Origin of the sequence: Novosphingobium sp., from assembly GCF_965229225.1 — a bacterium.
GTDB lineage: Bacteria > Pseudomonadota > Alphaproteobacteria > Sphingomonadales > Sphingomonadaceae > Novosphingobium.
Genome location: NZ_OZ245867.1, coordinates 328913 through 350366, shown reverse-complemented (window position 1 = coordinate 350366; position 21454 = coordinate 328913). Strand labels below are relative to the sequence as shown.

Annotated in this window: 17 protein-coding genes and 2 tRNA genes; 10 read left to right on the top strand and 9 right to left on the bottom strand. The window is 64.3% G+C overall.

Annotated elements, in window-relative coordinates:
* Positions 1-4 precede the first annotated feature (4 nt).
* From ACO06X_RS01290 to thyA, 3 genes are all read right to left on the bottom strand, one after another.
* Entirely contained in the window at positions 5-1018 is a 1014-nt protein-coding gene (locus tag ACO06X_RS01290) for an alpha-ketoacid dehydrogenase subunit beta (RefSeq protein ID WP_421839828.1), read from the bottom strand.
* Positions 1019-1032: 14 nt separating this feature from the next.
* Entirely contained in the window at positions 1033-2322 is a 1290-nt protein-coding gene (locus ACO06X_RS01285; protein ID WP_421838218.1) for a 3-methyl-2-oxobutanoate dehydrogenase (2-methylpropanoyl-transferring) subunit alpha, read from the bottom strand.
* 99 nt (positions 2323-2421) lie between these two features.
* Entirely contained in the window at positions 2422-3384 is a 963-nt protein-coding gene (thyA, locus tag ACO06X_RS01280; RefSeq protein WP_421838217.1) for a thymidylate synthase, read from the bottom strand.
* A 108-nt stretch (positions 3385-3492) separates the two neighbouring features.
* On the opposite strand from thyA, the gene ACO06X_RS01275 reads away from it, so the two are divergent.
* The 3 genes from ACO06X_RS01275 (at position 3493) to ACO06X_RS01265 (ending at position 5563) form a co-directional block, all read left to right on the top strand.
* Positions 3493-3822, top strand: coding sequence for a hypothetical protein (locus tag ACO06X_RS01275; RefSeq protein ID WP_421838216.1), 330 nt, complete (start codon positions 3493-3495; stop codon positions 3820-3822).
* Entirely contained in the window at positions 3815-5359 is a 1545-nt protein-coding gene (locus ACO06X_RS01270; RefSeq protein WP_421838215.1) for a methyl-accepting chemotaxis protein, read from the top strand. Before ACO06X_RS01275 ends, ACO06X_RS01270 begins: the two co-directional genes overlap by 8 nt.
* 127 nt (positions 5360-5486) lie before the next feature.
* Positions 5487-5563: transfer RNA gene (locus tag ACO06X_RS01265), tRNA-Pro, on the top strand.
* A gap of 107 nt (positions 5564-5670) precedes the next feature.
* Here the strand turns inward: ACO06X_RS01265 and ACO06X_RS01260 are convergent.
* Positions 5671-6123, bottom strand: a complete 453-nt coding sequence (locus ACO06X_RS01260; protein WP_421838214.1) for a DUF3429 family protein — start codon at positions 6121-6123, stop codon at positions 5671-5673.
* Between the two features lie 17 nt (positions 6124-6140).
* Entirely contained in the window at positions 6141-8210 is a 2070-nt protein-coding gene (gene recG / locus ACO06X_RS01255) for an ATP-dependent DNA helicase RecG (protein WP_421838213.1), read from the bottom strand.
* Between the two features lie 142 nt (positions 8211-8352).
* Between recG and ACO06X_RS01250 the strand changes: the two genes are divergently transcribed.
* The 3 genes from ACO06X_RS01250 to mfd all read left to right on the top strand — a co-directional run bounded on the left by ACO06X_RS01250 (position 8353) and on the right by mfd (position 12823).
* On the top strand, positions 8353-8754 hold the full coding sequence (locus ACO06X_RS01250; RefSeq protein WP_421838212.1) for a host attachment protein: 402 nt from the start codon (positions 8353-8355) through the stop codon (positions 8752-8754).
* Positions 8755-9020: 266 nt separating this feature from the next.
* A complete protein-coding gene (locus tag ACO06X_RS01245) occupies positions 9021-9302 on the top strand; it encodes a succinate dehydrogenase assembly factor 2 (protein ID WP_421838211.1) in 282 nt (93 codons plus the stop codon).
* A gap of 20 nt (positions 9303-9322) precedes the next feature.
* On the top strand, positions 9323-12823 hold the full coding sequence (gene mfd, locus ACO06X_RS01240) for a transcription-repair coupling factor (protein WP_421838210.1): 3501 nt from the start codon (positions 9323-9325) through the stop codon (positions 12821-12823).
* Positions 12824-13080: 257 nt separating this feature from the next.
* Here the strand turns inward: mfd and ACO06X_RS01235 are convergent, their stop codons facing one another.
* Entirely contained in the window at positions 13081-13878 is a 798-nt protein-coding gene (locus ACO06X_RS01235) for a hypothetical protein (RefSeq protein ID WP_421838209.1), read from the bottom strand.
* Positions 13879-14787: 909 nt separating this feature from the next.
* Here ACO06X_RS01235 and ACO06X_RS01230 point away from each other — a divergent pair.
* The gene (locus ACO06X_RS01230) at positions 14788-15879 is read left to right on the top strand and encodes an acyltransferase family protein (RefSeq protein WP_421838208.1); all 1092 of its coding nucleotides are present in this window, start codon (positions 14788-14790) and stop codon (positions 15877-15879) included.
* A gap of 27 nt (positions 15880-15906) precedes the next feature.
* Here the strand turns inward: ACO06X_RS01230 and ACO06X_RS01225 are convergent, their stop codons facing one another.
* Positions 15907-16296, bottom strand: coding sequence for a RidA family protein (locus ACO06X_RS01225; RefSeq protein WP_421838207.1), 390 nt, complete (start codon positions 16294-16296; stop codon positions 15907-15909).
* Between the two features lie 231 nt (positions 16297-16527).
* On the opposite strand from ACO06X_RS01225, the gene ACO06X_RS01220 reads away from it, so the two are divergent.
* On the top strand, positions 16528-17664 hold the full coding sequence (locus tag ACO06X_RS01220) for a patatin-like phospholipase family protein (RefSeq protein WP_421838206.1): 1137 nt from the start codon (positions 16528-16530) through the stop codon (positions 17662-17664).
* Between the two features lie 9 nt (positions 17665-17673).
* Here ACO06X_RS01220 and ACO06X_RS01215 read toward each other — a convergent pair whose 3' ends face one another.
* Entirely contained in the window at positions 17674-18960 is a 1287-nt protein-coding gene (locus ACO06X_RS01215; protein WP_421838205.1) for an EAL domain-containing protein, read from the bottom strand.
* 164 nt (positions 18961-19124) lie between these two features.
* Here ACO06X_RS01215 and ACO06X_RS01210 point away from each other — a divergent pair, with 164 nt between their 5' ends.
* Positions 19125-19904 (top strand): NAD kinase, encoded by a 780-nt coding sequence (locus ACO06X_RS01210; protein ID WP_421838204.1) that lies wholly within the window; start codon positions 19125-19127, stop codon positions 19902-19904.
* Between the two features lie 90 nt (positions 19905-19994).
* A tRNA-Asn gene (locus ACO06X_RS01205) sits at positions 19995-20069 on the top strand.
* 154 nt (positions 20070-20223) lie between these two features.
* On the opposite strand, the gene ACO06X_RS01200 is transcribed toward ACO06X_RS01205, so the two are convergent.
* Complete coding sequence (locus tag ACO06X_RS01200; RefSeq protein ID WP_421838203.1) at positions 20224-21219, bottom strand: ATP-grasp fold amidoligase family protein; 996 nt, start codon at positions 21217-21219, stop codon at positions 20224-20226.
* Positions 21220-21454: the final 235 nt, after the last annotated feature.

Here is a 21454-nt window from a genome sequence, read left to right as displayed (position 1 = left end):
CGCGTCAGGCTTTCAATAGACGGTCGACAGCCTCGCCAATGCGGACCGGACCCGGAAAATACGCCCATTCAAGGCTGTGCGGATAAGGCGTGTCGAAGCCCGTCACGCGCTCGATCGGCGCCTCGAGGTGATAGAAGCAGCGTTCCTGCACCAGCGCGGAAAGCTCCGCGCCAAAGCCGGACGTCCGCGTCGCCTCATGCACGATCAGGCACTTGCCGGTCTTTTCGACCGAAGCCTTGATCGTTTCGATATCGAGCGGCACCAGCGTGCGCAGATCGATGATCTCGGCATCGACGCCCTTCTCCGCCAGCACCGCCTCGGCCACATGGACCATCGTGCCATAGGCGAGCACGGTCATCGCCTCGCCCTCACGTACCACGCGCGCCTTGCCGAGCGGGATGCGGTAGTACCCTTCCGGCACCGCCCCATCGGGATGCCGCGACCACGGCTCCACCGGCTTGTCGTAGTAGCCATTGAACGGCCCGTTGTAGATCCGCTTGGGCTCGAAGAAGATCACCGGATCGTTGTCTTCGATCGCCGCGATCAACAGCCCCTTGGCATCATGCGGCGTGCTCGGGATCACCGTCTTGATCCCGGAAACATGGGTAAACAGCGCCTCCGGGCTCTGGCTATGCGTCTGCCCGCCGAAGATGCCGCCGCCAAACGGCGAGCGCACCGTGATCGGCGCGGTAAACTCACCCGCCGAACGATAACGCAGCCGCGCCGCTTCGGAGACGAGCTGGTCCAGCCCCGGATAGATATAGTCGGCAAACTGGATTTCCGGCACGGGCCGCAGGCCATAGGCCCCCATCCCCACCGCCACGCCGATGATCCCGCATTCGCTGATCGGCGTATCGAACACCCGCGTGCGGCCATACTTCTTCTGCAGCCCCGCCGTCGCGCGGAACACGCCGCCGAAATAGCCGACATCCTCGCCCATCACGACGATATTGCTGTCGCGCCCCATCATCACGTCGAGCGCGTCGTTGATCGCCTCGATCATGTTGAGCTTTTTCATGGAAGGCTGCTCGCTCACGAGTCCTCCTCCTTCCACTCGGGCCATTTGATCCGGCGTTCGCGGATCGCCTGCTCGCTTTGTTCCTTGAGGTGCCACGGCAGTTCCTCGAACACATCTTCAAACAGCGTGCGGAACGGGTGGTGCAGGCCGTGACCCAGCACGCCGTTCGCTTCCGCCGCCTTCGCTGCGGCCTTGACCTGCTCGGCCAGCTCCAGATCCATCGCGGCGTGGGCCTCTGCCGTCCACTCGCCCAGCGCCTCCAGATGCGCTGCAAGTCGCGCAATGGGATCACCCAGCGGCCACTCGCTGCGCTCCTGCACTGATCGGTACTGCCCCGGATCGTCCGAGGTAGAATGCCCTTCCGCGCGGTAGGTGAAATGCTCGATCAGCGTCGGCCCGCCGTTCGCCCGCGCCCGGTTGGCCGCCCAGCGCGTTGCCGCATAGACCGCCAACGGATCGTTGCCGTCCACCCGGATGCCCGCAATGCCATAGCCGATGGCCCGCGCCGCAAAGGTCGTCCGCTCCGCTCCGGCAAAGCCCGAAAAGCTCGAAATCGCCCACTGGTTGTTGACGACATTGAACACCACCGGCGCGTTGTAGACTGCCGCGAAGGTCATCGCCGAATGGAAGTCCCCTTCCGCAGTCGATCCCTCACCCAGCCACGAAGCCGCAATCCGCGTGTCGCCCTTGATCGCGCTCGCCATCGCCCAGCCCACGGCCTGCGGATACTGCGTGGCAAGATTGCCCGAAATCGAGAAGAACGAGGCCTCACGCGCCGAATACATGATCGGCAGCTGGCGGCCCTTCAGCTTGTCCGCCTTGTTCGAATAGATCTGGTTGATCATGTCGACCATCGGATAGCCGCGCGCAATCAGAATGCCCTGCTGGCGATAACTGGGAAACACCATGTCATCGCTCGCCAGCGCCATGGCCGGGGCGATCGAGGTGGCCTCCTCGCCGGTGCACTTCATGTAGAAGCTGGTCTTGCCCTGCCGCTGCCCGCGGTACATCCGGTCGTCGAACGCCCGCGTCAGTGCCATCAACCGCAGCATCCGCCGCAAGGTTTCGGGATCGAGCTTCGGATCCCACGGGCCGACCGCCTTGTGGTCCTCACCCAGCACGCGCACCAGATCGAGGCACAGCGGATGCGTCTCGCTCGCCGCGCAGCCTTCATCTGGCCGCGCCTGCGCACCCGCCTGCGGGATCACCAGATGGCTGTAGTCCACCGCATCGCCGGGGCGAAAGCGCGGTTCGGGCACGTGCAATTGCAATGGCGGGAGATTGCTGCGGGAAGCTTCGGTCATGCGCAAACTGCCAGCATCGTTCACTCCCGGCGCGCCTCCTCAGAGAGACGCATTATTAGCTCATCGCATAATAATATTACACGCAGCTTTCCGAGTCAATCAAACCGCCACCGGAGCCGCAATGTGCGCCTGCGGGGCATAGCCGGTCACCTCGAAATCCTCAATCCGGTATCCAAAGATACTATCTGGCCGGCGATGGATAGCGAGTTTCGGGCTACCATCGGGCAGGCGTGCCAACTGTTCTTCCACAAGATCTGCATGGTTGAGATAGAGGTGCGTATCGCCCCCCATCCACACCAGTTCCCCCGGCTCAAGGTCGCACTGCTGCGCCAGCATCCTGATGAACAGCGCCCCGCCCCAGAGGTTGAACGGCAGCCCCAGCGCCACGTCGCAACTGCGCTGATAGAGCAGCCCTGAAAGTTTCCCGTCCGCGACATGGAACTGATACGTCTTGTGGCACGGCGGCAGCGCCATCCGGTCCAGCTCCGCCACGTTCCACCCCTCGACGATATGGCGCCGGCTGCCGGGGTTCTTCCGCAGGCTCTCGACCACTTCGGCCACCTGGTTCACGCCCGAAGCCCGCCGCGCAAACAGGCCGTCCCCCGCGGGTTCATAAACCGGCCAATCCGTCCACTGCTTCCCGTAAACCGGCCCCAGATCGCCCCACTCGGCCGCAAATGCCTCGTCCGCCACGATCCGCGCCGAAAAGTCCTTGCGGGAAATGTCTTCACCCGTCGTGCGGCGATAGCGGTCCAGCGGCCAGTCGGTCCAGATCTCCACCCCCTGCGCGCAGAGCTCGCGGATATTGGTGCGGCCGGTCAGAAACCACAGGAATTCGCGCGTCGCGGTCTTCCAGTAGACGCGCTTGGTCGTCAGCAGCGGCATCGCGCCATCGGCCAGATCGAACCGCAACTGCGCGCCGAACACCGACCGCGTCCCCACGCCCGTGCGGTCCACCCGTTCGTCACCCTCCTCCCAGATGCGGCGCATCAGGTCGAGGTATTGCTGTTCGGGATGCGCTTGCTGCGCCGGGACTCGCGAAGGGGAAGCGGCTGTGGCCATGTCCACTGTCTAGCCGCGTCCCGCCGTACTGACCAGCACCTGCTCTACGCAGTTAACCTTAACTCTGCCCTTCCATGCCGTAAGGTCGGATCGGACTATGTCGCTGGAATGGTCCCCTCCCTCGCCCCCGGTCGAAGCCACCGCCTTGCCCTTGCCGCGCAGTGCGCCGTGCTGACCCTGGTCGTCGCCACTGCCGAACTGGCCCCCCGCCCCGGCCTGCCCGCGCTGTATCTCCCGGTCATGCCGGCAAACCGCCATGCCGCGCTCGATTGGGCGCTCGCGCGTGGCGCCGCACTCAATGGCGCGGGTCCGCTCGGCGGCCTTGTCCTTACCACGCCGCCCCCCGGCTTCGGTCTGCGCGTGCTGCGCGAGGGTGCGCTTGCTATCGCCATCCCATCCTTCCTCTGCCAGCCCCCGGAAACCCGCCGTCATGGATGAACTCCTCGCCGTCCGCCGCAATGGCCTAAGGCTCCTGGCCGCAGTCTGCGTGCTCGCCATCCTCGCCATTGGCGTGGGCACCGCGATGGCCAGCACCGGCGTGCTGCCGCTGCTCCTCGCCGCCGCTGTCGGCGCGATCCCGCTGGCACTTGTCGCACAAGGCCGCGCCGATGCCGGCACCCGCCTTGCCATGGGCAGCGCCGTTGCCGCTTTTCCGATGATCCTGCTCTACCAATGGTCCGGCCAGCCCTACATGGTCGATATCCACATGACCTTCTTTGCGGCGCTCGCGATGCTCGCCGCCATGGCCGATTGGCGCCCGGTGATCCTCGCCGCCGCCCTCACTGCCGTCCACCACCTCCTCGCCAACTTCCTCGCGCCCGGCATCGTGTGGACGGGAGGCCCCGCCTTCTTCCGCGTGCTCTTCCACACCGTCGTCGTCGTGGCCGAGACCGGCGCCCTCGTCGTGCTGTGCGAACAGGTCGCCCGCCATATCCAGCACCAGGGCGAGATTCGCGCCCAGGCCGAGCGCGCCGAGGCCGTAGCCGCCGCCGATCGCAGCCGCGCCGCCAGCGAGCAGAATGACGTGATCGGCGCCATCGCTTCCCGGCTTGAGGCACTTGCCCGGGGCGACCTTGCCCTGCGCATCACAGAGCCCTTCCCCCCGGCCTACGAAGCCCTGCGCACCTCGTTCAATAAAGCCGCCGCCGATCTCGACCAGCTTCTCGGCCGCGTCACCGCCGCCGCGCACCAGATCGCCACCGGTTCGTCCGAAATCCGCAGTGCCTCCGATGATCTGGCCCGCCGCACCGAAGCACAGGCCAGCGCCATCGCCGCCAACAGCGAGGCGACCACCACCCTCGCCTCCGGCATCCGCACCACCGCCGCCCGCGCCGAAGCGGTGAGCCGCACCACCGCCGAAGCCCAGGCCAATGCAGCCACCGGCGGCGCCGTGGTCGAACGCGCCATTGCCGCGATGACCGCTATCGAGCAGTCCTCCAGCGAGATCGCCCAGATCGTCTCGATCATCGATGGCATCGCCTTTCAGACCAATCTCCTCGCGCTCAACGCCGGGGTCGAGGCCGCCCGCGCGGGCGAGGCGGGCAAGGGCTTTGCCGTGGTCGCCACCGAAGTGCGCGCGCTCGCCCAGCGCAGCGCCGATGCCGCGCAGGAGATCAAGGACCTCATTGGCGCGTCCTCGGCGCAAGTCGGCACCGGTGTCGAACTCGTCGGAGAAACCGGCACCGTGCTGCGCACGATTGTCGAGCGGGTCAGCGAAATCAGCGGCGCAATCAGCAGCATTGCCAGCGAATCTGCCGGGCAGGTCGAGGCGCTCGGCTCCGTCGGCGCCAGCTTCAACCGCATCGATCAGGTCACCCAGCAGAACGCCGCGATGGTGGAGGAAAGCAACGCCGCCGCGCACAGCCTGCTGCGCGAGGCCGAAACGCTGCAGGACCTCGTCGCCCGCTTCCGCCTTTCCGGCGACAGGCAGGCCCCAGTACCAACTGTAACACCGGCGTTCAGCCGTGCCGCCTGAGCCCTCCGTCCCAACCAATCAAAATCCTGCAAAAGGGTGCTTGTCACCCTCAAATCACCCGCCTATAGCGCGCCCCTGCCTTGCTTCCGGACGCCCCTCATCGGGCTTTCGGAGGTGAACGATCGGTCGGGGAATAGCTCAGCCTGGTAGAGCACTGTCTTCGGGAGGCAGGGGCCGGAGGTTCGAATCCTCTTTCCCCGACCAATTCGTTCCAATTGCAAGCACTATGGGCCGCAGCAGGCCCTTTCCTTCGTTATTGCGAACGAAGCGACCCAATCCAGATCGTGCGAGCGCAGCGTCTGCAAGCTCGCTCAGATCCCTGAAGCCCGCTCCGCCATAAGCCCGATCAGCACGGAAAGTCCGCCCAGCCCGATGGACAGGTTGCGCCGCAGCGCCAACCAGCCATTCGGCTTCAGCCCCACGGCAAGGTCAACCAGCGGCGAAAGCGCGATGCACACCCCCAGCGCGATGAGTTCCGGCCCCGGCCAGGTCCATCCCAGCATCCACGGAAACCACCCCGCCAGCGCGATCAGCGAAGGCATGACGCCGGCAAGGAAAATCCAGCGCGGGCTTTCCGGCCGGGCAATCCCGATGCCCCACCACACCCCGCCCAGAAAGCTGAAGATCAGGGCCGCATAGGCATAAGCCAGCGCGAGGCCCGTCCACGCCCACGGCCCGCCCTTGAACACCGCCAGGAGCGCCGCAAACTGCGGCAAAAGGCCCGCATATCCCAAAGCCCGGGCCGCTTCCGAAACACGCTTCAATCTCGGTCCTTCCAGAACTACCCACCTCTGAGCAGCTGCACGCCCCAGTCGCGCTCGAACAGGTAGAGCAGCGCCCGCGCCGCCTGTCCCCTCTGGGAAGCCAGCCCGCCATCGCGCTCCATCAGCAGCCGCGCGTCGTCATGCGCCATGGGCAGCAGCCGGGCAATCTGTTCAAAGTCGGCTACCCGAAAGGGCGTATCGCCCGATTGCCGCGTGCCGAGCAGCTCGCCCCCGCCGCGCAGCCGCAAGTCTTCCTCGGCTAGCCGAAACCCGTCCTGCGTCTCCCGCATAAGGGCAAGCCGCTCGCGCCCCACTTCGGAAAGCGCATCCCCGCGCAGCAGGAGGCAGGTCGATTTCGCAGAGCCGCGCCCCACCCGCCCGCGCAGCTGGTGCAATTGCGCCAGCCCAAACCGCTCCGCCTGTTCGATAACCATCAGGCTCGCGGCCGGCACATCGACTCCCACCTCGATCACCGTCGTCGCCACCAGCAGCTTGGCCTCGCCGCGCACGAAGCGCTCCATCGCGGCATCCTTGGCCTCAGGCCGCAATTGCCCGTGGACGAGCACGACATCCTGCCCAAACCGCAGCTGCAATTCCGCAAAGCGCGCTTCCGCTGCCGCCAGATCGGCGTTTTCGTTCTCGCGCACCATCGGGCACACCCAATAGGCCTGCGCGCCGGTCGCCAGATGCCGCGCGAGGCCTTCCACCACATCGGCCATGCGCTCCACTGCCACCACGCGCGTATCGATCGGCTGCCGTCCGGGCGGCATCTCGTCGAGCTTGGAGACCTCCATCTCGCCATATTGCGCCAATGTCAGCGTGCGCGGGATCGGCGTCGCCGTCATGGCCAGGCAATGCGGTGTCGCCTTGCCCTTCTGCGTCAGCATCAGCCGCTGGCCGACGCCGAAGCGGTGCTGCTCGTCGATCACCACCAGCGCCAGATTGCGATAGGTCACGCTCTCCTGAAAGATCGCGTGCGTCCCCACACAGATATCGATGCTGCCATCGAGCAGCCCCATCAGGATCGCCTCGCGCGCCTTGCTTCCGCCACGCTGCGAACTCTTGCCGGTCAGCAGCGCAATCTGCACCCCCGTCCCCGCCGCCATGCGCTGCAAGGTTTCGGCATGCTGGCGCGCCAGAATTTCGGTCGGCGCGAGCAGCGCGGCCTGCGCCCCCGCCTCCACCGCGATCAGCATGGCATGCAGCGCAACCGCCGTCTTGCCCGAACCCACATCGCCCTGCAGCAGCCGCAACATCGGCGCGTCCTGCGCGATGTCGTTTTCGATTTCCACTACCGAGCGCGCCTGCGCCCCCGTCAGCGCAAAAGGCAGCCGCAGCTTCTCGCGCAGCCGCCCATCGCCCCGCAGCGGCACCGTCCGCCGCGTGCGGTTGCTGGCCTTGACCAGCATCAGGGCCAGCGAGTTCGCCAGCAATTCGTCATAGGCCAGCCTGTCGCGCGCCGCCGCATCCGCGCCCTTGTGCGCCCGCACCAGCGCGTCCTTCCACGAAGGCCAGCCCGATTGTGCCAAAAGCCCGGGCTCGATCCATTCGGGCAGTTCCGGCACTAGTCCCATCGCCTGACCCACCAGCGCGCCGATCCGCCCCTGCGTCAGCCCCTCGGCCAATGGATAGACCGCCTCGTTGAGCGAGCCCGCCAGCGCGGCGCTGTCCTCGGCAACATGCTCGGGATGCACGATCTGCCAGGACTGCCCATACTGGTCGAGCCTCCCGGCAACCCAGCGCTTCTCGCCCACCGGCAGCAGCTTCTTCGCGCTGTAGCTCGCCCGACCGAACCACACGAGCGCGACATAGTTGCCCAGCGCATCCTCGGCCATGATCCGGTAAGGCCCGCGCCCCGTGCTGGGTCGGTGCTCGCGTGCTGTCAGCGCGATAACGATCTGCTCGCCGATCGCCGCCTCATCGAGATTGCCCACCGCCCGCCGCGCCACGAACCGGTCCGGCAGGTGATAGACAAGGTCGCGCACCCGCGTCAGGCCCAGCTTGCCCAGCGGCCGCGCCAGCCCCGGCCCCACGCCTTTGAGGCCCTCGGTCTCGGCAAACAACGGATTGAGCAGATCGGGACGCATCGTGCTCTTCCATAGTCACGCCTGCCGCTAAGCGCCACACCCCGACCAATTTGATCAAACGCATGGATGCGGGTTTTCTTCGGGCCCATCACGGCCTCTCAAGCGTTCACACTGAACCTTCACAGCGCAGGAACCCACGAAAATGCTTATCCCTCACGGAACCATTGTCGCTATCGTCGATGGTGCGCATTTTGCCTTGCTGCGCAACAGCGGCACCGAAAACGAACCCGTCCTCGAAGCCCAAGCTCTGCCCACAATCGATCTCCACGGCCATGCCTCAGGCGGCCAGCACGGGCACATGAGCGGCCACGATCCGGCCAGCCAGGTGATCGAAGCACAGCACGGCGCGGCAGTCGTCCAATGGCTCAATGCCGAAGTGCTGGCGCACCGCATACAGGACCTCGTGATCATCGCCTCGCCGCGCGCTTTGGGCGAATTGCGCCCGCACTATCATGGCCAGCTGAAAACAGTTCTGCGGCGCGAACTGGCCAAGGAAATGGTGGGTCGAACCGGCACCGAAGTGCTGGCAGCGCTCCGGACCTGAAGGGTTCATCCCTTCGCAGTGGGTCGAAGACAGGGTTTCTCGCAGAGACGCAGAGGAAGCTGAGTTCGCAGAGATGTTGGTCTTGCGGCGAAGCCGCGCTGGCTTCAAGGACGGCGGGAAGTCGTGATCAGACTCCGCGCTGCGTCCCCGCCATGCAGTCTTTGCGCCCTCTGCTTCCTCTGCGTCTCTGCGAGAAACCTCTTTGCCCTTCAGGCGTCCGGCTTGGAGCTTGCCCCGCAAGCCCTTCACGGCGTATCGGCGCGCGAATGACCGAACCCGACTCTTCGCCCCAGCACCGCCTCGCGCGGATGAAGTTCCGCGCCTGGCATCGCGGCACGCGTGAGGCGGACTACATGATCGGCTGCTTCTTCGACACGCGCCACAAGGGCTGGGACGAGGCGGCGCTCGATTGGTTCGAACGCCTGCTTGAGGAAGACGACGTCGAGATCATGGCCTGGGCGCTCGGCACCCAGCCCGTTCCCGAAGCCTTCGCGGGGCCGGAGATGGACGCCATGCGCCGCCTCGACTACGTCGACATCCCGCGCTGAGCCAAGCGGCCCCTTTTCGCATGCCCGATCCGTCCCGCATCCTGTCGGCCACGACGCCGCTCACCCTCGCCTCGATTGCCCGGGGGGCGCAGCCGCTCGTCCTTGCCGATCTCGCCCGCGCTGCCGCCACGGGCAAAACGCCCAAGCGCACGATCTTCATCGCGGCAGACGATGCCGCCATGCGCGCCGTCACCCAGAGCGCCGCCTTCTTCGCGCCCGAGCTCGACGTGGCCGAATATCCCGCGTGGGACTGCCTTCCGTTTGACCGGGCGTCCCCCGCGATGTCGGTCAGCGCCCGCCGCCTCGCCGCGCTCCATGCGCTGCAACAGCCGCTAGAAGGCCCGCAGCTCTTCGTCACCACGATCAACGCGCTGCTCCAGCGCACGCTCACCCCGTTCCGCGTGCGCGAATCGGTCCGCGCGCTCCGTGTGGGTCAGGAGATCGCGCGCGAAGCCCTGATCGCCCTCGTCCAGCGCCAGGGCTACTCCCGCGTCGATACCGTGGTCGATTCGGGCGAATACGCCGTGCGCGGCTCCGTGTTCGATCTCTACCCCAGCGGCCTTTCCCACGGCCTGCGCCTCGATTTCTTCGGCGACGAGATCGAGACGATGCGCCTGTTCGATCCCGCCACCCAGCGCTCGGTCCAGCCCGTCCAATCGCACTTGCTGCTCCCCGCCAGCGAAGCCCTGCTCGACGAAGACTCGATCCGCCGCTTCCGCACGCGTTACCGCGAATTGTTCGGCGCCAACGCCACCGGCGATCCGCTCTATCAGGCGGTCAGCGACGGCCGCCGCCTCGCCGGCATGGAGCATTGGCTCCCGCTTCTCGAAGACCGTCTCGTCACGCTCTTCGATCACCTCGCTGACGGCGATCTCATCCTCCTCGATGCCGCCGCCGCCAAGGCCGCCGAGGAGCGGCTCGCCGATATCGCCGACTACCGCCAGGCCCGCGCCGAAAGCAGCGCGCGCGGCGGCAGCACCACCTACCGCCCGCTCGCCGAAACCGCGCTCTACCTTGCCCGCGACGAGTTCGACCGCGCCCTGATGGGCTGGCCCGTCCACCGCATGACCCAGTTCGCGGAGCCGGAGAGCGCCCGCGTCCTCGATTTCGGCTTCGGCCCCCCGCGCGATTTCGCCCCCGAACGCGCATCCGGCGCCAATATCTACGAAGCCGCCGCCAAGCACCTCGCCGCGCTCGCCACGCGTGGGCGCAAGGCGGTCGTCGCGGCCTATTCCACCGGCTCCCGCTCCCGCCTCGCGTCCCTCCTCGGCGATGCCGGCAAAGCGCCTCCCATCCTCGCCGAAACCTGGCAGGAAGCCCTCGGCGCCGCCGCCACCGGCAAGCCCGCCGCCGTCGTCCTCCCCTTGGAGCAGGGCTTCTCCAGCGGCGATGTCGAAGTCCTCACCGAACAGGACATCCTCGGCGACCGGCTCGTGCGCCCCAAACGCAAGCGCAAGGATGCCGACGCCTTCCTCGCCGAACTCGCCGCGCTCGGCACCGGCGATCTCGTCGTCCACATGGAGCACGGCATCGGCCGTTACATCGGCCTCGTGCCGGTCGATGTCGGCGATAGCCCGCACGATTGCGTCCAGCTCGAATACCACGGCGGCGACAAGCTCTACATCCCGGTCGAAAACCTCGACGTTCTCTCCCGCTACGGCCACGACAGCGAGGGCATCCAGCTCGACAAGCTCGGCGGTGAGGCATGGCAGCGCCGCAAGGCGAAGATGCGCGAGCGCATCCTCGAAATCGCCGGCCAGCTGATGCAGACGGCGGCTCTCCGGGCCCTGCGCGAAGCCGATACCCTCGCCCCCGATCCCGCCAGCTACGGCCCCTTCGTCGACCGCTTCCCCTGGGCCGAGACCGACGATCAGGAACGCGCCATCGAGGACGTCCTCGGCGATCTCGCCAGCGGCAAGCCGATGGACCGCCTCGTCTGCGGCGATGTCGGCTTCGGCAAGACCGAGGTGGCCCTGCGCGCCGCCTTCGTCGCCGCCATGGCCGGCAAGCAGGTCGCGATCATCGCCCCCACCACGCTTCTCGCCCGCCAGCACTACACCGCCTTTGTCGAACGCTTTTCCGGCTTCCCGCTCGAAGTCGGCCGCCTCAGCCGCCTCGTGCCCGCCAAGGAAGCCGCCGCCACCAAGGAAGGCCTCGCCGCCGGCACCGTCGATGTCGTCATCGGCACCCACGCGCTCCTTTCCAAAGGCCTCGAATTCAAGCGCCTCGGCCTCGTCATCGTCGATGAGGAGCAGCGCTTCGGCGTCGTCCACAAGGAGCGCCTCAAGGAACTGAAGGCGGACGTCCACGTCCTCACCCTCACCGCCACGCCCATCCCGCGCACTTTGCAGATGGCGATGTCGGGCCTGCGCGAACTCTCCACGATCCAGACCCCGCCGGTCGACCGCCTCGCCGTGCGCACTTACGTCATGCCGTGGGACGACGTGACCATGCGCGAGGCACTGATGCGCGAGCACCAGCGCGGCGGGCAGAGCTTCATCGTCGTCCCCCGCATTGCCGATATGCCCGATCTGGAGGAATGGCTCCGCCTCAACGTGCCCGAGATCCGCTACGTCTCCGCGCACGGCCAGATGAGCCCCACCGAAGTCGAAGACCGCATGGGCGCCTTCTACGAGAAGCGCTACGAAGTGCTCCTCTCGACCACCATCGTCGAGAGCGGCCTCGATATCCCCAGCGCCAACACCATCGTGCTCCACCGCGCAGACCGCTTCGGCCTCGCCCAGCTCTACCAGCTGCGCGGCCGCGTCGGGCGCGGCAAGCTGCGCGCCTATGCCTACCTCACCTACCCCGAGAACCAGGCCTTGAGTGAAATCGCAGAAAAGCGCCTCAAGGTGCTGAGCGATCTCGATTCTCTCGGCGCCGGGTTCCAGCTCGCCAGCCACGATCTCGATCTGCGCGGCGCGGGCAACCTTCTGGGCGACGAACAGTCCGGCCACGTCCGCGAAGTCGGCTTCGAACTCTACCAGTCCATGCTCGAAGACGCGATCGTCGCCGCCAAGGCCGGCGAAATCGGCCTCGCGCGCGAACGCAGCGCGCTGAGCCCGCAGATCACCGTCGATGCGCCGATCATGATCCCGGAAAACTACGTCCCCGATCTCGCCGTGCGCATGGCGCTCTACCGCCGCATGAACGACGCCGAAGGTGCCGACGCCGTCGAAGCCCTCGCCGCCGAAATGATCGACCGCTTCGGCCCCCTCCCCGGCCCGACGCAGAACCTCCTCAAGCTCATCGAAATCAAACGCCAGGCCATCGCCGCCCACATCGCCAAGATCGACGTCGGCGCCAAGGGCACGCTCGTCTCGTTCCACAACGACAGCTTCCCCGAACCCGCCGGCCTCTTCGCCTACATCGACCGCCTCAAAGGCACCGCCAAACTGCGTCCCGACAACAAGCTGGTCATCAATCGCGCATGGGGCACCCCCGAAGCGCGGCTGAACGGGCTGGTGCAGCTGACAAAGGGCCTCAGCGCAATCGCGAAACGGGCCGGAAAACGCGCCTGACCCCCAAAAGCCCTCTCCCCTTCAGGGGAGAGGGTTGGGAGAGGGGAAAGCCCAAAACATGAGGCCTAAAGCAAAAAGAAGCCTCCGGCGGGCAAGGGCCACAGCCCTTGCATCCCATGAATTCCTCCCCGAGCCTCCCCCACTTTCGTCATTCCCGCGAAGGCGAGAATCCAGATCAGTCGGCATACCTCCACTTTTCGACTTTCGGTATCGTTGCACGTGTCACCGCAACGCCGACCCCAGGTGCAGACAAGCAGCTAGATGGCGGCTAATTCTTTTGCCCTTTGCCTGAAATCATCGATTGCCTTTTGCGCTGCTTCTATAAATCGTTGCACACATAACATTGCGGTTCGCTCACCAAGGTCTCCCGGTGCATCTTGATTAAAAATTATATGGAATATTGGTGAGAATCTGTAATTAAATTTTGATTGGCCTTTCCATCTTAAAAATTCAAACTCTAAATTTTCCGACCGAATTATCATTTCTGTACCAAAAATCATTTCCTTTACGTATCCATGAGCTTCGATTTCAGTTTTGTTGATGGCAGGAAAGCAACCGATCTCAATACCAACCGTGTGCTTTCGATTTGCTAGAATTGCCATGTTGCGGATGAGAGTGTTTCCGCGCTGCGTGTCATCGCTGTGTGGGTACGGTTCTTGTGCTCTTATAACATCCCACAAATCAGCTGGTATGATTTCTTTGTTTTGCTTATTGCTAAACAACTTCGCCGCCAGAAGGCGCTCTTCATCGACCCAAGGGTAATATAACCCCTTGGTTGGCTTTCCTATCGCCTCACAAGCTGAAAATATTATTTGATCAAATGCATGTCTAGTAGTTGTTACTGCGCTGCTGATTTGAGCTTCAATGTTATCAGGAACCGGGCCAGTTATGACCGTTTTTAAACAATAATATCCCGTTTTTTGATCAAAAACTTGGATAGGTTCAATATTTTGACCGTCCATGAACTCGAAGAACGTCTTTTTTGCGTTATAAAGAGCCTGCTTTGCCCTTTCTATAGACTTTTGCGGTCGGATAAACGCCGATAGATCTCCCATGAATCACCCCCTTGTCTTTCTGGATTACGGCGACGGATTACGCGAGTTACGGTGACAGGTGCAACAACCCCTAAATTTCAGGCATTTACTCTGCTTTTACGAGGCGAATCGAGGGCGTGGGAATAGCGTTAGAGACAGGTTCGGAATTTAGCAGCATCGACGGAACCATCGAAATTTGAGGCGCATCCCAATCACCCAAGGGTCACCAACCCCAACTGCACCCTCCCCCCTTGACAAAACGAACCAAATAGGCTAAATGCCCCCGCAGATCGGGAGCGGGCTTGGCCGGCCTTGCCTTCGCTCTTTCGGGTCTTGCCCCCAAGGCAAGGCCCACGCGACCGGTGCGGGCTGCGGGTTCAAGGTGGGGCGGTTTCCCCAAGACCTCGATCAGGCAAACTACCGCGCCAGCACAGGATCATGGCTCCCGCCCCGCGATCAGCCGGGCGCGAGCAAAGACCGGTACGCCAGCGAGCCGCTACCCCGGTCCCGGGTCATGATCGACACAAAGGCTGTGCCGGATGGCCTCTGCCCGTCCGGCCACTCGCCCCATGCAGAACACGACGCCCTCCCCGCAGCGCCAGTGCAGGCGCCGCACCGGTCGCGCGATCACCCCTCTGCCCAACAGCCGCAGCCCCGCGCCGCCAAATCCAACAGCCCCAGAACCTCCCCCAACGGGAGATGGCGGTGACAGTTTACCAAATCCCCAAACCCCTCAAGCCAGAACCTTGAGCCCATGCCTCCCCCTGCCAGCGCAGCGCAGAACAGCGCTGCTGCGCTTTCACGATGGCCGGGAAGTTGACTATATCGGTCAGCCAGATCGGGGGTTACGGTGATACCCGGCCAAGTCCCACATGGGGCCGGAGCAGCTTGGCGTGATGGCGCCGCGCGCGGAAAAGAGGGTTTAGCGGGATGCAGGGGCCGGCGCAGTACCTTGCGGATCAGGATCACGGGGACACTTCCCAAGCAGCGCCGCGCCTCCTTTATCTCGACGGATGGCGGGGCCTGGCGATTATCTCCGTTCTGATCGGCCACTTCCTTTCGGTCTACCTGCCGCCGTTGTTCGTCCTCGGCGGATACGGGGTAACCCTGTTCTTCGTGCTGAGCGGCCGGCTCATGGCCGATATCCTGTTTGTCCAGCGCCAGCCTCTGCCGCTGTTCCTGCAGCGCAGAGCTGCCAGAATCCTGCCCACACTGATTGTTTTCGTGAACGTGATGGCCGTCTATTCGGTGATCTGGTTCACCTGGCGCGGCTTTGTCGTGATGCGTCCGTGGGAGTATCTGGCTGCGCTGACCTTCACGATCAACTATGCGCAAGCCCTCGGGGGCGGACTGGAGTCCCGCTATCTCGCGCATCTCTGGTCGCTATGCGTGGAGGAACATTGCTATATCATTCTGGCGATGATCGCCTTCTTCGGCTCACGCAACCGCGCCGCCGCCAAATGGCTGCTCACGGCGCTTGCCTTCGCTTCGCTGGCCCGGGCCATCCCGCTATGGTTGAACAACCCGGACGGTGTTCATGCGATCTACTGGCGAACCGAAGTCAGCGCGGCCCCGCTCATGCTTTCCGCCGCGCTTCGCCTCTGGATACAGGAGAAAAGCCTTGATGATCCGCGCGTCGCTCGTGTTCTTGGCGCGGCGTCTCCATGGGTTCTGGGCTGCAGCCTGGTGCTGTTCTTTGTCAGCCCCAACATCCTGCGCTACACCCTTGGTCCAGTGCTTCTGGCGCTTGCGGTAAACGGTGTGGACACATCCCCCGCCGGCTTCAAAAAGTGCCTTGCCCACCCCGTCTTGCAAAGCTTCGGGATCCTGTCCTACTCGCTATACCTCTGGCAGCAGCCGATCATGCGCTACGGGTGGCGCATTCCCTCGATCGTGCTTCTCCTCGCGGCGGTCGGGATGGGCGCGATCTCGTATCTGGCGATTGAACGGCCCGCCCGCCGGTTCCTCAATCGCAAAGCGCTCGAACGTCGGTCGCAACGAACCTCCCCCGAAGGAGGATGAACGGGACGGTAACGCGTCCAGAACCCCTCAACCCGTCACTACCGCGATCACATCAATCTCCACCAGCAGCTCCGGCAGCGCCAACCCCTTCACCTCCACAATCGTATCCGCCGGCCAAGGCGGCGTGAAATACTTGCGCCGCGCTTCCACGATGGCTGGGAAGTTGCCCATGTCGGTCAGGTAGATCGTCACTTTCACGATCCGGCTGCGGTCGCTACCGCCCGCTGCCAGCACGGCGTCGATATTGGCGAAAGTCTGCGCCAGTTGCGCCTCGAAATCGCCCACGCCGACAATCGCACCCTCCGGGCTGATCGCCGCCTGCCCTGAAAGGAACAGCAGGTTCCCCACCTGCCACCCCGGCGAGATGGCATAGGGCGCCAGGGGATCGGGCTCCATGCTGATCACTTTGACGGTCATGCGCAGTCCCTCCCTCGTGCTCTTGTTCGATGAGAGGCAGATTTCCGGAGCTGACGCAATCCGATTGCGTGCACCGTTTCCACCGCCTTGTGCTAAGCGCCCGTTTGTTCCCGGCTTTCGCGCGCAGCCAGGAACCTCGCCTCGCCGCCGCCACCAAGGCGCGCAGCAGGCCGCGGGACACTTTCCCGCCATGTTCGCGAACAAGGGGTAACGGGTTTGGGGAACAACACGATGGCCGCGCCAAAGGCTGCGCTGCTGGGCATCAGTCTCGCGCTGGCGGGCTGCGCCACGATCAGCCGCGAGCCGTTCAACGAACGCCAGCAGGCCGAGGCAACAATCACCGGCATGCCAGGTGCCCGCTTCTGGGGCGATGAACCCGGCACCGCGCGGTTGATGGCGCCCGCCTATAGCGACGCGAACGGCGAACGCTCGATGCTCGCGCTCTCCGGCGGATCGGACAACGGGGCGTACGGCGCGGGGCTGCTCGGCGGGTGGACCAAGTCCGGCACGCGGCCCGAATTTGCCGTCGTCACCGGTGTCAGCACCGGCGCGCTGATCGCGCCCTTCGCCTTCCTCGGCCCTGATCAGGATGCCACGCTGGAAACGCTCTTCACCACCATCTCGGCGAAGAATATCTACAAGAACCACTTCCCCTTGGCGATCCCGTTCTCCCCCAGCATCGCCAGCACCAAGCCGCTCGCGCGGATGATCGGCGAAGTGATGACCGATGCCCTGATCGACCGCATCGGCGCAGAGCACGCGCGCGGGCGGCGGCTGTTCGTCGGCACCGCCAATCTCGATGCGCAGCGCATGGTCATCTGGAACATGGGCGCGATTGCCGCCAGCAAGGCGCCGGGGCGCTACGGCCTGTTCCGGCAAGTCCTCCTCGCCTCCTCGGCCATCCCCGCCTTCTTCGCGCCGGTGATGATCAAGGCGGAGGTGAACGGGCGCGAAATCAGCGAAATGCACGTCGATGGCGGCACCACCGCGCAGATCCTCACCCTGCCTGATCAAGCGATCGTCGCGGGGAAACTGCCCACGGCACTCAATCGCCTGCACATCTACATGATCGTGAACAACAAGCTGAACGGCGAATTCCACCTTGTGAAGCCGCGCACCGTGCCCATCGCGAGCCAGGCGATCACGCTCAACATGCGCCGCTCGATGGCGAGCACGGTGAACCTCAGCTACCTCTACGCCAAGGAGCACGGCGTCGATTTCAACCTCAGCTTCATCGACAAGGACTACCCCCGCTCCGAAAAGGGCCTTTTCGATACCCAGGTCATGCGCACTCTCTTCGCTTATGGCCGCAAGCTGGGCGAAACCGGCACGTTCTGGGCCAAGCGCCCGCCCGATCAGGACGAGTAACTGGTCGGGTCAGGCGACCGCCATCGCAGCGAATTGCTCGGCAGAGATCGGACCGGACCGCAGGAAGCCCTGAAACAGGTCGCAGCCCTCGTCCTGCAGGATCGCGAGCTGCCCCGCTGTCTCGACCCCTTCAGCAATCACCTTGAGGCCGAGCGCGCGCGACATCGCCACCATAGCCGCAAGAATTGCCCGGTCGCGCGGGTCTTGCTCGATATCCACCACCAGAGAGCGGTCGAGCTTGAGAGCATCGAGCGGGAGTGCCTTCAGCGCGCGGAAATTGGAGAACCCCGTCCCGAAATCATCCAGCGCCACGCTCACCCCCAGCGCGGCGAGCTCGCGCAGCGCTGCGGCGCAGGCCTCGAAGTCGGTGATCAGCGTCTGCTCGGTGATCTCGATCGTCAGGCGTTCGGCAGGAAATGCGCTGGCCTCCAGCGCCGCCTTGAGGCTCGCCGCGAAGTCGCCCACGGCAAAGTCTTCCGCCGTGACGTTGAGCGAGAGCCGGAGCGGGGTTGGCCAGCTGGCCGCCATGGCCAGTGCGCGCTTGCCGATATGGCGCGAAAGCTGCGCCACGTGGTCGCCCCGGTCCGCCACGGCGAATAGGGTTTCGGCACAGATGCGGCCAAAGCCGGGATGCTCCCACCGCGCCAGCGCTTCCGCCCCCGCCAGCGCGCCGGTGGCCACGCTGAACTGCGGCTGGAACAGCACCGCAATCTCGTCGCGGTGAAGCGCGCCGAGGAGATCGCCCTCGAGGCTGGCCGCGCTGCGCCCGCGGGCCGGATGGCTGCCGTCCGCCCAAAGCACGCGCCGTCCGCTGCGGCGCTGGAGATCACCCGAAACCTGATCGAGCCGGTCCAGCAGTGCGGCGCCCGCCTCACCCGGCCGGCCGCGCAGCAGCGCCATGCGGGGGGCAAGGCTCAGCCGCTCGCCATCGACCATCAGCGGCCGCGCAATGGCGCGCCCCAGCGCTTCGGCCAGCCACTGCCAGCGCTCGCGGCTAAGCGCTGCGCAAGAAGCGACGAGAAACGCTCCGCCTGCGGCGCGCGCCACCATGGCCTTCGGGCCGAGCTCGTCCGCCACGAAATCCCTCAGCCGCCGCGCGACCTCGACCAGCACGCGGTCGCCGCCAGCCATGCCATAGGCAAGGTTAACCGCCGGCATGCGCTGCAAGCTTACCATCATCGCCTGAACGAAGCCGGTGTCCCCCGCGCCATCGAGCCAAAGTGCCGCAGTTTCTAGGCCGGGAAGGCCGGTCAGGACATCGCGATCATCGCCGGGAAGTAGCATGGTTCCGTTCATCGTCGCCGTCTTAGGCGATTGGTGCGGCGAAATCATCCTTGCTGTGCCATTTGGCATTGCACCGATTTGGGTCGCTCCATATCAGTTGCGCGGTCGATAGAGATTGCCGCGCTGTGCGCGGCGGACGCTGAGATCAGCGCCGCACCCGAGGAGAGCCTTGATCAATGCCCGATAGCCCCCGGCTGGCTCTGCTCGCCTCCCCCACCGACCGCGCGCAGGAGGCTGAGGCAGCCCTTGTCGCGTCGCATGACTGGGTGCCGCTTGAAGAGGCAGATATTGCCGTCGTGCTCGGCGGTGACGGCTTCATGCTGCAGACCTTGCATCACATGCTGGATACGGGCCGCGTGATCCCCGCCTATGGGCTCAATCTCGGCACGGTCGGCTTCCTGATGAACCGCCAAAAGGCTTCCCGTCCCATCGCCGAACGCGTCGCCAAGGCGCGCGGCGTCGCGGTTGCGCCGCTGTGGATGGAGGCGATCACGCAGACGGGGGAGACCTATTCTTCCTGGGCGATCAATGAAGTCTCACTGCTGCGCGAAACGCGCCAGACGGCGAAGCTCGAAGTTTCGGTCAACGGCAAGGTGCGGATGCCCGAACTTTCGTGCGACGGCGTGCTGGTGGCGACGCCGGCGGGTTCCACGGCCTATAACCTATCGGCCAACGGACCGATCCTGCCGCTCGGCAGCGCGATGCTGGCGCTCACCCCGATCAGCCCGTTCCGCCCCCGCCGCTGGCGCGGAGCGATCCTGCCGGAAAGCTGCCAGATTCTGTTCCGCTCCCTCGAGGCGGCAAAGCGGCCGGTCTCCGTGGTGGCGGACCAGAAGGAAGTGCGCGACATCAGTGAAGTGCGCGTGAGTGCCGCGCGAGAACACCGGCTCACGCTCTTGTTCGACAAAGGCAGGAGCCTGGACGAGCGGATTTTCGCCGAACAGTTTCTGGTCTGAATTTCCATGACGATTTTTGGGCAATCTGGCGCTTGCCAAACCCGAAACGCCTGCTATTAGCGCGCACCTGCCCCGGGCATCCGGGTCTGGTCCCTGATAGCTCAGCGGTAGAGCTCTCGACTGTTAATCGAGTGGTCGTAGGTTCGAATCCTACTCAGGGAGCCACCTTCTCGAAAATTCGGATTTCGCCGCAGCGCCTTGTGTTGGCGCCGCGCGGTGCGTTCCAACACTTTTCCCCACATTTGTTGGGAAGTGTCAGGACGGTCGGCCCATCGGAACCATGGCTTTCGCCGTATAGCGCCCTGCCGCGATAATCCGGTCAATCGCAGCTCGCCAATGGCACATCTTCCGCCTGATTTGCACCAAGACGCCTGCCGAGCGCCTGTCGGTAGCGTTCCAGGAAGCCGTGCTTGGGCTGGCTGACGAACCAGGTGCGGCGGATATCCCAGTTTTTGACCCAGTTCTTGTAGAGAGCCGTGCTGTCATAGCCCGCTTCTCCGGGAAACGGCGACATCTCGCAAGCGTAGGGCCGACCATTGGCGACCATGATGTCGACCCGGATGAAGTCAATTCCGGCAGAAAGTTCTGCTGCGGCTTTTGCGGCTTCGGCATAGCCGGCAGGAACCGCAAAATCGAGGGGAAGCCAGGCACGTTGATAACCACGTTCGTGCATAATCGATATAATACGCTGACCGTCTTCAGTGAAATAGGCGATCCGTTCGTCAGCCGTCTTTTCCCCGACTGTGAGAACCCCGAAATCCACCTTTCCATCGCAACAAAAGAAGTTCAGATCGATGAGAGGGCCATCGAGATTGATGATCATTTCTTCGGCAAAGACTTTCTGCTCAGCTTTCGGCCAGTAACGTCCGCCGTATTTATCGGTCTGGGGTGCGCGGAGCCACTCACCTATCAGGGTCTTGATTGATGCGACATCTACCGGATCGGTGTCGAGGAAGAGGTTCTGGTTCCATCCGCTGTCCGCCTTGATAACGATTCCCGTGCGCAAGGCATCCAGCGGTAGTTCGGATACCGAATTCACAGACCATAGTGTGCGGGCCGCAGCAAGCCCCGGTGCGCGTTTCATCATCCATTCCTTGGCCACCATCTTGCGCCCAAAGAGATGAAACAGCGGGTTTTGGTCGAAGATCAGGCGCCACGTGCGCTTTTCCCGAAACCGCATAGGTACGGCTATGTTGGGAAGTGCCCTTTGCCGAAAGGTAGTGCGTGCCATCCAGATCGGGTGTCGAAGATAGACACTGATGTTGATCACCAGCAGCGTGAAAAAGTCGCCGCAGGATTCCCAGAGATTTTTCATCGCACGTGATACTCGAACTGACGGAAAGCTGGCTCACTTAGACGGCGGCATCCCGGCCCGCATCGTAAAAATTCCACGAAAATCCCTTCTAACAACTCCAGTTGCCGCGCGAAGCAGGCGGCCGTTCGCAATCAAGACGTGCTCGGCTGGCTTGGGCCTAAACCCATGATTTTCAGATCTGGAAGACGGGTCGAAGGCATACCAATCAGCCGCACTTGTATCCTCGAGAGACACT

Excerpts from the sequence above, each read along its gene's own strand:
- ACO06X_RS01215 (WP_421838205.1), bottom strand. The coding sequence starts at position 18,960 with ATGAACGGAACCATGCTACTTCCCGGCGATGATCGCGATGTCCTGACC.
- ACO06X_RS01210 (WP_421838204.1), top strand. The coding sequence starts at position 19,125 with ATGCCCGATAGCCCCCGGCTGGCTCTGCTCGCCTCCCCCACCGACCGC.
- thyA (WP_421838217.1), bottom strand. The coding sequence starts at position 3,384 with ATGGCCACAGCCGCTTCCCCTTCGCGAGTCCCGGCGCAGCAAGCGCAT.
- ACO06X_RS01245 (WP_421838211.1), top strand. The coding sequence starts at position 9,021 with ATGACCGAACCCGACTCTTCGCCCCAGCACCGCCTCGCGCGGATGAAG.
- ACO06X_RS01250 (WP_421838212.1), top strand. The coding sequence starts at position 8,353 with ATGCTTATCCCTCACGGAACCATTGTCGCTATCGTCGATGGTGCGCAT.
- ACO06X_RS01200 (WP_421838203.1), bottom strand. The coding sequence starts at position 21,219 with ATGAAAAATCTCTGGGAATCCTGCGGCGACTTTTTCACGCTGCTGGTG.
- ACO06X_RS01235 (WP_421838209.1), bottom strand. The coding sequence starts at position 13,878 with ATGGGAGATCTATCGGCGTTTATCCGACCGCAAAAGTCTATAGAAAGG.
- ACO06X_RS01220 (WP_421838206.1), top strand. The coding sequence starts at position 16,528 with ATGGCCGCGCCAAAGGCTGCGCTGCTGGGCATCAGTCTCGCGCTGGCG.
- ACO06X_RS01285 (WP_421838218.1), bottom strand. The coding sequence starts at position 2,322 with ATGACCGAAGCTTCCCGCAGCAATCTCCCGCCATTGCAATTGCACGTG.
- ACO06X_RS01230 (WP_421838208.1), top strand. The coding sequence starts at position 14,788 with ATGCAGGGGCCGGCGCAGTACCTTGCGGATCAGGATCACGGGGACACT.
- ACO06X_RS01225 (WP_421838207.1), bottom strand. The coding sequence starts at position 16,296 with ATGACCGTCAAAGTGATCAGCATGGAGCCCGATCCCCTGGCGCCCTAT.
- ACO06X_RS01290 (WP_421839828.1), bottom strand. The coding sequence starts at position 1,018 with ATGAAAAAGCTCAACATGATCGAGGCGATCAACGACGCGCTCGACGTG.
- mfd (WP_421838210.1), top strand. The coding sequence starts at position 9,323 with ATGCCCGATCCGTCCCGCATCCTGTCGGCCACGACGCCGCTCACCCTC.
- recG (WP_421838213.1), bottom strand. The coding sequence starts at position 8,210 with ATGCGTCCCGATCTGCTCAATCCGTTGTTTGCCGAGACCGAGGGCCTC.
- ACO06X_RS01275 (WP_421838216.1), top strand. The coding sequence starts at position 3,493 with ATGGTCCCCTCCCTCGCCCCCGGTCGAAGCCACCGCCTTGCCCTTGCC.
- ACO06X_RS01270 (WP_421838215.1), top strand. The coding sequence starts at position 3,815 with ATGGATGAACTCCTCGCCGTCCGCCGCAATGGCCTAAGGCTCCTGGCC.